Origin of the sequence: Brevibacillus sp. AG162 (genome assembly GCF_006715575.1) — a bacterium.
Lineage (GTDB): Bacteria > Bacillota > Bacilli > Brevibacillales > Brevibacillaceae > Brevibacillus > Brevibacillus brevis.
The window spans coordinates 511,122-518,238 of record NZ_VFNO01000005.1; the positions used below are offsets into that span (position 1 = coordinate 511,122).

General features: G+C 49.2%; 7 protein-coding genes. 3 read left to right on the forward strand and 4 right to left on the reverse strand.

The features are described 5' to 3' along the window. Positions 1 to 4 precede the first annotated feature (4 nt). The 3 genes from FB479_RS18595 to FB479_RS18605 all read right to left on the reverse strand — a co-directional run bounded on the left by FB479_RS18595 (position 5) and on the right by FB479_RS18605 (position 4,129). Positions 5 to 1,150, reverse strand: a complete 1,146-nt coding sequence (locus FB479_RS18595) for a branched-chain amino acid ABC transporter substrate-binding protein (RefSeq protein WP_142066284.1) — start codon at positions 1,148 to 1,150, stop codon at positions 5 to 7. Positions 1,151 to 1,171: 21 nt separating this feature from the next. Further along, on the reverse strand, positions 1,172 to 2,839 hold the full coding sequence (locus FB479_RS18600; RefSeq protein WP_142066285.1) for a peptide ABC transporter substrate-binding protein: 1,668 nt from the start codon (positions 2,837 to 2,839) through the stop codon (positions 1,172 to 1,174). A gap of 222 nt (positions 2,840 to 3,061) precedes the next feature. Beyond that, positions 3,062 to 4,129, reverse strand: a complete 1,068-nt coding sequence (locus FB479_RS18605) for a M24 family metallopeptidase (RefSeq protein WP_142066286.1) — start codon at positions 4,127 to 4,129, stop codon at positions 3,062 to 3,064. Positions 4,130 to 4,277: 148 nt separating this feature from the next. Here FB479_RS18605 and FB479_RS18610 point away from each other — a divergent pair, with 148 nt between their 5' ends. Genes FB479_RS18610 through FB479_RS18620 form a run of 3 tightly spaced genes read left to right on the forward strand, consistent with a single transcriptional unit; the run spans position 4,278 to position 6,084 of the window. After that, complete coding sequence (locus tag FB479_RS18610; protein ID WP_106655495.1) at positions 4,278 to 4,550, forward strand: (2Fe-2S)-binding protein; 273 nt, start codon at positions 4,278 to 4,280, stop codon at positions 4,548 to 4,550. Next, positions 4,547 to 4,882 (forward strand): (2Fe-2S)-binding protein, encoded by a 336-nt coding sequence (locus FB479_RS18615; RefSeq protein WP_106655494.1) that lies wholly within the window; start codon positions 4,547 to 4,549, stop codon positions 4,880 to 4,882. Before FB479_RS18610 ends, FB479_RS18615 begins: the two co-directional genes overlap by 4 nt. Beyond that, positions 4,879 to 6,084: an NAD(P)/FAD-dependent oxidoreductase gene (locus FB479_RS18620; RefSeq protein WP_142066287.1), complete on the forward strand. Its 1,206-nt coding sequence runs from the start codon at positions 4,879 to 4,881 to the stop codon at positions 6,082 to 6,084. The genes FB479_RS18615 and FB479_RS18620 overlap by 4 nt, the downstream gene beginning before the upstream one ends. Positions 6,085 to 6,114: 30 nt before the next feature. Here the strand turns inward: FB479_RS18620 and FB479_RS18625 are convergent, their stop codons facing one another. Next, the gene (locus FB479_RS18625) at positions 6,115 to 6,942 is read right to left on the reverse strand and encodes a DUF2161 domain-containing phosphodiesterase (RefSeq protein WP_142066288.1); all 828 of its coding nucleotides are present in this window, start codon (positions 6,940 to 6,942) and stop codon (positions 6,115 to 6,117) included. Positions 6,943 to 7,117 lie beyond the last annotated feature (175 nt).

Below are 7,117 nucleotides of genomic sequence, written 5' to 3' on the forward strand. Positions count from 1 at the left end.
TGCCCTACTTCGCTAACGTGAACTTGCCACTCGTCACTTTCAAAACGGCGAAGTTGGAGGTATCCAGCGTATTTTGGGCGTTGAACGAGATCGTTTGACCAAGTGCCTTGAAAGCTTTCGTTTCTTTGATTGCTTTTTTGATGGCATCACGATCAGTCGAGTTCGCTCGCCCGATCGCATCTGCCAGCAGATTGACCGCATTGTAGCTCAACGCTGAGAAAGGCCCCGGTGCCAAGTTGTTGTACGTCTGCTTGTACGCAGAAGTGAACGCTTCTGCCCCCTCGATGAATTCGGCTGTAGGTGTCGCGGTAATCAAAAGCCCTTCCGCATTGTCTGCGCCTGCAATCTTGATGACGTCCTCACTGAATGAGCCATCGCCTGCGAGGAACAGACCGGATACGCCTTTTTGCTTGAATTGCTTGACCATGAGTCCTCCAGCCGCATAATAGCCAGTAAAATACGTCGCGTCCGGCTCGAGGCCTTTTATTTTTGTTACCAACGCACTGAAATCTTTTTCTTCGGGGTTGATCGCTTCATACGCGATGACCGTGCCTCCGGATTTTTCAACGGACGCTTTGGCAAAATCGGCCAAGTCTTTGGCATAGGCAGAATTGTCATGGATGAGCACGACTTTTTTCGCCTGGTTGGCTGCCATGTAATCTGCTGCAGTTTGTGCTTGATCTGGGGTTAGGCCATTGATCAAAAAGAGGGTGTCATAACCTTGAGCGGGTAATTTGGCTGAGTTGGCTGCGGGAACGATCATGGGAATGTTGGCATTTTTGAATACACCTGATGAGGGGAGTGTCGCACCTGAGCAGTAGCCACCGACGACAGCCACTACGTTTTGGGAGACCAGCTTATTGGCTGCTGTCGTCGCCATTTGTGGATCGCAGCCATCATCAGCTACCTCGATCTTCAATTTTTTCCCAATAACGCCACCGCTGTCGTTTATTTTTTTGACAGCCATTTCGATGGCGTTTTGCATGTCTTTTCCATCCGTTGCATTGTTACCAGTTACTGGCAAAATCACACCCACGAGTATCTCGCTAGCGTCTGTACCTCCAGTAGAAGCTCCTTGACTAGCACATCCCGCTACTGCCAGTGAAAAAGTCAACATCGCCGCGCCTATCACGCTTCCCCATTTTTTCATAGCCCATCCCCCATTCGAATATTATTCGATTGATGCCCATTTCCAGTCGATTGCGCCTAGACCATCCTGGAAGATTCCTGTTACCTTGTCATTCTTCACCCATGTATGCGTATAGAAGTAGATCGGCATAATCGGCATTTCGTCCATCATGATTTGCTCGGCTTCACGCAGAATCGCCTTGCGTTTTTCCGGATCACTCTCGGTGGCGGACTGATTCAGCAGCTCTTTGAATCTCGGATTCTCCCAACGCGTATCGTTATTGCCCCCATCCTTATCCTTAAACAGCTCCAGGAAGTTGATCGGATCGTTGAAGTCACCCGACCAGCCGAGACGCCCGACCTGGTAGTTGCCCTCGTGCATGGTCTCGAGGTACACCTTCCATTCCTGATTTTCCAGCTTCACTTCTGCACCAAGGTTTTGACGCCATTGGTCTTGAATCGCTTCTGCGATCTTTTTATGCCCTTCCGACGTGTTGTAGCTGAGCTTGATCGGCGGCAGTTTAGAGATACCCAGCTCTTTCATTCCTTCTTCTAACAGCTTTTTGGCCGTTTCTTGATCATTGTCTTTGAAATAACCGCCCGTATTGAGTCCCATTGTTGGAGGAACTGCTGCCATCGCTGGCTGCTGATTCGCTTGGAGTACGTTGTCGATCAAGATTTGACGGTTAATGGCGTAGGCAAAAGCTTTACGGATCTTCACGTTATTGAACGGAGGTTTCTCTGTATTGAACTTGTACCAGTAGGTAGCACCGACAGGCTTCACTTGCAGCTTTCCGCTGTCTTTAAGCGCTGGCATCGCATCTGTTGGCAGCGAGCTTAACGGACTGCCTGCCCAGTCAATCTCGCCATTTTCGAACATGGACAGCTCTGTATTTTCATCCTCCACCATCGAGAACTCGATCTTGTCCAGCTTGACACTATCTTTGTCCCAGTAGTTGTCGTTTTTTACGAGTACCATTTTGCTTTTGTGTTCCCAAGACTCCATTTTGAATGGGCCATTTCCTACGTGGGTTTTGGCATCTCCAGCCCATTTTTCATCTGCTTCGACTACCTTTTTATTTACCGGGAAATAAGTTTGGAAGGCGGTCAGCTCCAGAAAAAACGGGGTTGGATTCGTCAACTCTACTTGGAGAGTCTTGTCATCCAATGCTTTTACGCCGACATCATCCAAGCTGCCATTCCCTTTGTTCGCCTTCTCCGCATTCTTGATGTAATAGAGCTGGTAGGCGTAATTGGACGCTGTCTTCGGATCGAGAGCTCGCTTCCACGCGTATTCGAAATCATGCGCTGTTACTGGTTCTCCGTTGCTCCACTTGGAGTCTCTCAGCTTGAAGGTGTATGTTTTCATATCACTCGATACTTCAATCTTCTCGGCTACTGCTTCCTCTGGCTTGCCCGAAGGCCCGATGCGTGTCAGTCCATCAAATACTGCTTTGACGATGGCAGCAGAGGTCGTATCTTCCGCAATTCCAGGATCACCTGTGGGTGGTTCAGAGTGAAGATTCCAGCGGAGGACTTGTGCTTTTGCTGGTTCTTTAGCCGTGGTGGCAGGTGCTGGCTGCGTGCTTGGCTGTCCACTCTGTGATGCTTGCTCGGCTGGCTTCGCTGCTGGCTGTCCTCCCCCACATCCTGCTAAAGCTAATCCCATTACTGCTAGGCTACTCATTACCGCGAACATACTTTTTTTCATTCGATCAACCCCCCATTACTCAGTCGTTATGTGTTGGTTTTCAGAATTATCAGAATGCAAGAGATGTGCCAAAAATGAAGAGGGCAGTGGCTTCGTTCTAGGGGTGATTGTTGTAAATTTTTTTGTACACTGTATTACTTGTTGTGTTTCAAATCTTAGACACAACTGTTAGACAAAAAAAGCCTCAGCCCACTTACTCGGCCAAAGCTCCTGTCTCTCAATTTACAAAATGATCAATTCGCGCGGTGAATGTGTAAGCACCTCATTGCCACTCTCTGTGACAATCAGATCGTCTTCGATTCGGACTCCACCAAGCTCTGGAATATAAATCCCCGGCTCCACGGTCAAAATCATGCCTTCTTGGAGAACAGCCGTGCAACGTGTAGACATAAATGGCTCCTCATGAATGTCCAGGCCCACTCCATGCCCCATCCCATGTCCAAATCGCGCGCCATACCCGTGCTCCGTGATGTAGTCTCGTGCGAAGGAGTCTGCCTCTTTCCCGGTAATGCCAGGGCGAATGCCTGCGACAGCACGATTGCGTGCTTCCAGAACGATCTCGTAGATGGCTTTGAGCTGTTCATCAGGAGTGCCAACAGCGACCGTACGGGTAATATCAGAGCGATACCCTTGGTACAATGCGCCGAAATCCATCGTGACCATATCTCCTGCTTCAATCATCTTTTCACTCGCTACGCCATGAGGAAGTGCGGAACGATAGCCAGAAGCAATAATGATGTCAAAAGCAGAGCCCGAAGCCCCTTCTTTTCGCATGAACATTTCCAATTCATTAGACACCGCAAGCTCTGTGATACCAGGACGCAGGAAGGAAGCAATATGGGAGAATGCCGCATCAGCAATTTGCGCAGCCGTTCGGATGATCGCCAATTCTTCCTTTGTCTTAATCATTCGCAATCCCTCAATGACACCTGACGTCGGAATGAAGGCTGTTTTAACCGACTCGCTGTATTTGCGATGCAAAGCAAACGTGACATTCTCTTCTTCAAAACCGAGATGCTTGATCCCCATCGCTTCCGCCTGGCACGCTACTTCACTGTATATGGATTCTTTTGTGGGCAAATAAACGATCTCAAAGCCTGTTGCTTGTGCTTGCGCTTGGGCTGTGTAACGGAAATCTGTAAAGAGCTTGGCCTGGTCCCTTGAAATGAGGACAACCCCGTATGTACCTGTAAAGCCTGTGAGGTATCGGCGGTTTTGTCCATTGGTGATCAAAATTCCGTCAATCCCAAGTGAATCGAATTGCTCACGCAGTCTTTTTACTTTTTCCATCTCTGTCATCCCTCTTTTGTTTGTCGTGATTGGGCTCATTCTTTGAGAATATTCAGCAAGTATTGTGCCAGCCAGGTCGATTTCACTCGCTTCTCCATGGCACGACACTTGCATTTTTCATCAAGCAAGAATGAAAGGAGGCTTCATCATGGAATCGCATCCATTGATTATCTGCCGTTGTGAAGAAGTAACTCTCGCTGAATTGGTAGAGACCGCCCAAACCTATCCATGTACCGCACGCGAGCTGAAACTGCGGACCAGAGCCGGCATGGGCTGCTGCGGTGGGAGAACCTGCCGAACATTGATCGATCAGGTCATTCAGCAAGTAACTGGCCAAGCGCCTTCTCATACTGTACCTCTTGGATACCAACCGCCTATCCGTCCTGTCTCATTTCAAACGCTTGGGGGGCAACGGGCATGAGTCAACGAATTGATCACCATCCGGTCCTTGGTTCACTCGGTGACAGAAAGCAGCTTCCTTTTTATTATAACGGCTCTGTCTATACGGCTTACGAAGGCGAGACGATTGCAGGAGCTCTATTGGCCGCAGGGGTCCGTACACTTCGGGTGCATGAGGAAAAAGGAACACCCCGAGGAATTTACTGCAATATCGGTCACTGCTATGAATGTCGTGTCCATGTAGACGGTGTTCCTACCGTGCGTGCTTGTATGACGCTTGTGCAGGAAGGCATGCAAGTGAATGCGGGTTCTCTCCTTCCTACTCCCTTGAAAAAAGGAGGGCATGGTGCATGATCGACCTTATCATTATCGGGGCTGGACCCGCGGGCTTATCCGCCGCAATTGCAAGTGCCAGGCAGGGATTGGCTGTTCTTGTAGTCGATGAGTTTTATCGTCCTGGGGGCCGCTTGCTCGGACAGCTTCACGAAGAGCCGGACGGTGTGTGGTGGAATGGACTGGATGAAGCTGCTCGTCTCACCCAAGAAGCGATTGGGCTTGGCGTAGAGATCCGTTGCGGCGTTTCCGTGTTCCATTTGACCCAATCTCAAAATGGCTGGGTTGTTTCTACCACAGAAGGGGAAATAATAGCCCCATTGCTCCTGATCGCTACGGGGGCTTCTGAAGCAGCCGTGCCCGTGCCAGGGTGGACGTTACCTGGCGTGATGTCCATCGGAGCTGCTCAAGTCATGACGAATGTGCAGCGCGTGCGAGTAGGACAACGCGGGGTCGTCATTGGAATCAATATCCTATCGGTGGCGATATCCCGAGAATTGCAGTTGGCTGGAATTACGGTGGATCGAATGATTCTCCCACCTAGTACGACTGTCAGTGGCACTGCGGGGCAACCACAAGCAGTGATGCAATCCTTATTGCGCGTCGCCCATCTTGCCCCTTCTCTGATAATTCGGCTGGGGAGCAAACTGATGAGAAGTTCATGGATGCAAAAGCTGGCAGTATCCCTCTACCCCTCAAACGGGTTTTCTATGTGGGACATCCCGATACAACTGCGAACAGCAGCACTGGAAATCGTCGGAACCGAACAAGTCGAGGGTGTCCGTATCGCCCAAGTTGCCGTTGATGGTTCACCCATAGCTGGAACCGAACAAGTCATTCCAGCTGATTTCGTTTGTATCGCAGGCGGATTAAGTCCTCTCGCGGAATTGGCAGCGATTGCTGGGTGTCCTTTTGCTTATGTTCCCTCCTTGGGCGGGCATGTCCCCTTACACAATGAAAGCATGCGAACGCCAGTCCCTGGACTCTATGTTGCTGGCAATATCACGGGAATTGAAAGTGCCAAAGTGGCAATGGCTCAAGGCACGGTCGCTGGACTTTCTATTGCAAAAGCTCGGGGGAAGCTGACGAATGAACAGCCGTTATCGGATGCCATTCAACAGGTGAAAATCGTCCGTCAAAACGCAACGATTCAGTTCCATCCAGACATTGTGGCTGGGCGTGCACTGGTGGGACAAATGACAGCAGAATGGATCGCGCACTAATTCATTCCTTCAATAGAAAAAGGCAGCCTGTTATTTTTTCTCTGCAGGCTGCCTTTGTTTTTTCTTTCTGGTTTGTGCTTTGGGAGGTGATGAAGATGGCAACTCTGAGGCCTGAGTAAGCGGACCGTGAATTTCCTCTGCTTGTTCTCGATAGTAAGCAATAAGCTCAGGGTATTCCGCGATTTCTCTCTCTCCTGTCGGAGTGATCGCATAGAGCCCTCGTTGCACACGGGTAAACCATCCATAATGATTTTGGATAAGAATCGACGAGGTTTTCTCCCCCGTCCCTTTACTCTTGAGTAATTTGGGCGATAACGGCCCATACTGCTGAAGCAATGTCGCAATTTGAATACAGCTCTGCTTGTAGGCTGTCATGAGCTTGGTTTGATAGCTGCCGCCAACATTGTAATCGCCGTATCTTCCCCGCATCTCTTCAATGATGCGGTTTCGCTTTTTTTGATTGAATTGCTTGCTTTTTACCCGATCAAACGGTCCTGGTGAAATATTCACTTCCATGACTGCGGCCCCTCTTTTTGGAAAGGACACGAGAATAAGACCGAGCTCGAGACGTCTAACCAAGTAGCATATATCTTGCCATTTTTTCGAAAACAATTTGTATTTGGGCTTCGGGATTGCTATATAAACAAAATCGGTAAAGCGTTGTCGCTTGGTTGCCTGTATGAGCAATTCCACACTTAGGTTGCGCTTAAACTCAACAATAATCAGTTCCTCACCTTTGATGGCAGTCAAATCGCAATGCTTAACCTCGCCAAAAACGTCATATCCTTGCGCGACAAAATAATTTCGAATCGGTTCGTACATGTCAGCTTCATATTTTTTCTCCGCTTTTGGTTCCATGTGCTCCCCTTCTCTTATAGGAAAAAGAGCCAATCCAGTGGATTGACTCCTCTCTTCGTTATTCCTTCAAAACTGAATACGCATGATTGCTAAGAGTGTGTGGATAAGTCCTCGACCGATTAGTATTCGTCAGCTCCACGCGTTACCGCGCTTCCACACCGAACCTATCAACCTC

What these genes read in the sequence shown, in the direction of transcription:
- FB479_RS18600 (WP_142066285.1), bottom strand. Translation starts at nt 2,839, where the DNA reads ATGAAAAAAAGTATGTTCGCGGTAATGAGTAGCCTAGCAGTAATGGGA.
- FB479_RS18595 (WP_142066284.1), bottom strand. Translation starts at nt 1,150, where the DNA reads ATGAAAAAATGGGGAAGCGTGATAGGCGCGGCGATGTTGACTTTTTCA.
- FB479_RS18625 (WP_142066288.1), bottom strand. Translation starts at nt 6,942, where the DNA reads ATGGAACCAAAAGCGGAGAAAAAATATGAAGCTGACATGTACGAACCG.
- FB479_RS18605 (WP_142066286.1), bottom strand. Translation starts at nt 4,129, where the DNA reads ATGGAAAAAGTAAAAAGACTGCGTGAGCAATTCGATTCACTTGGGATT.
- FB479_RS18610 (WP_106655495.1), top strand. Translation starts at nt 4,278, where the DNA reads ATGGAATCGCATCCATTGATTATCTGCCGTTGTGAAGAAGTAACTCTC.
- FB479_RS18615 (WP_106655494.1), top strand. Translation starts at nt 4,547, where the DNA reads ATGAGTCAACGAATTGATCACCATCCGGTCCTTGGTTCACTCGGTGAC.
- FB479_RS18620 (WP_142066287.1), top strand. Translation starts at nt 4,879, where the DNA reads ATGATCGACCTTATCATTATCGGGGCTGGACCCGCGGGCTTATCCGCC.